This window comes from Elstera litoralis, assembly GCF_000963705.1.
Classification (GTDB): domain Bacteria; phylum Pseudomonadota; class Alphaproteobacteria; order Elsterales; family Elsteraceae; genus Elstera; species Elstera litoralis.
In genome coordinates this window covers 1-967 of sequence record NZ_LAJY01000966.1, presented here as the reverse complement: position 1 = coordinate 967, position 967 = coordinate 1, and the positions used below count along the sequence as shown (strand labels likewise).

At 55.8% G+C, this 967-nt stretch carries 1 protein-coding gene; it reads right to left on the bottom strand.

The annotated features are described in order from the left end of the window. Positions 1-778: hypothetical protein (locus tag VZ95_RS20985; RefSeq protein WP_156995521.1), on the bottom strand; the 778-nt coding region annotated here is incomplete at its 3' end. Positions 779-967: the final 189 nt, after the last annotated feature.

Below are 967 nucleotides of genomic sequence, written 5' to 3'. Positions count from 1 at the left end.
CATTCACCACCGAGGTTTCCGTCGACTGCGTTTGGGCCGTGGCCAGAACCGAGCCATTGGCGTCTTTGGTGATCGACGTCAGAACTTCCTTCAGGGACTTCTGATAATCACCGGCTTTGGTCAGGCTATACACAATCACGCGGTTGCGTTGCTCGTAGACCGTATTGCCGTTGGCAGAGGAGGTGATGACCGCCTGAATATCGAAAGTTTGCGTCAGCGTGCCTTTTGTGGCATCGGCCGCGAGGGTTGCTGTCGTGGTTTCTTGACGCACTGTACTGGCGAGAGCCTGACCGGTTTTCGTAAAGCCGCCGCTTTCGCGAATGATGGTTTCGGAGAAGCTGCGCTGAAGGCCGATGCCCTTATTATTTTTGGCGGCAACCTGCTCAATCGTACGGGCGGCAATCGTCGTTTCCGTATTGCGGGTCGTCCCGTTTTCGAGCTTAGCCGACTGCTGCTGAATAACTGGGTCGGTTTGCGTATAGAGTGCCGCGCCAGCACCGATCGTGTTTAAGGTCTTCGCATCCAGATTGGTCTTAATACCCTGGACGATGCCTTTGAAGCGCGCATCGGAGCCGTAGGTCGCAAGATATGAGTCGGCGCGATCTGCCAAAGAGACGGTATCGGTAATCGCCAAAGCTTGGGCTTTAACCGTCGTCGCTTCGGCTGAATTTGCCGGTGCCGTCGTCGTCGGCAGCGCCCCAAGACCCTTGCTCACTGCGGCTTCGGCAGCACCGATGTACTTCTCGATCGACCCAAGGGCTGGTGTGACTGCGCTCATCTTTAACTCCATCCGGCTTTACGCCGCTCTATCCCGTGGCGAGCGGCCTTCTGCCAGCCCGCTCTATTTCATTAACTCACCTTAACGGCTGCTCGCTAACAGTTAGTTAAAATTCTTCATGTTTTCGAGCGAACTCTGCTTCAAAAACGAATGGATGCCCCGCGCGACTCGCATAACGTGCGTGGGCCG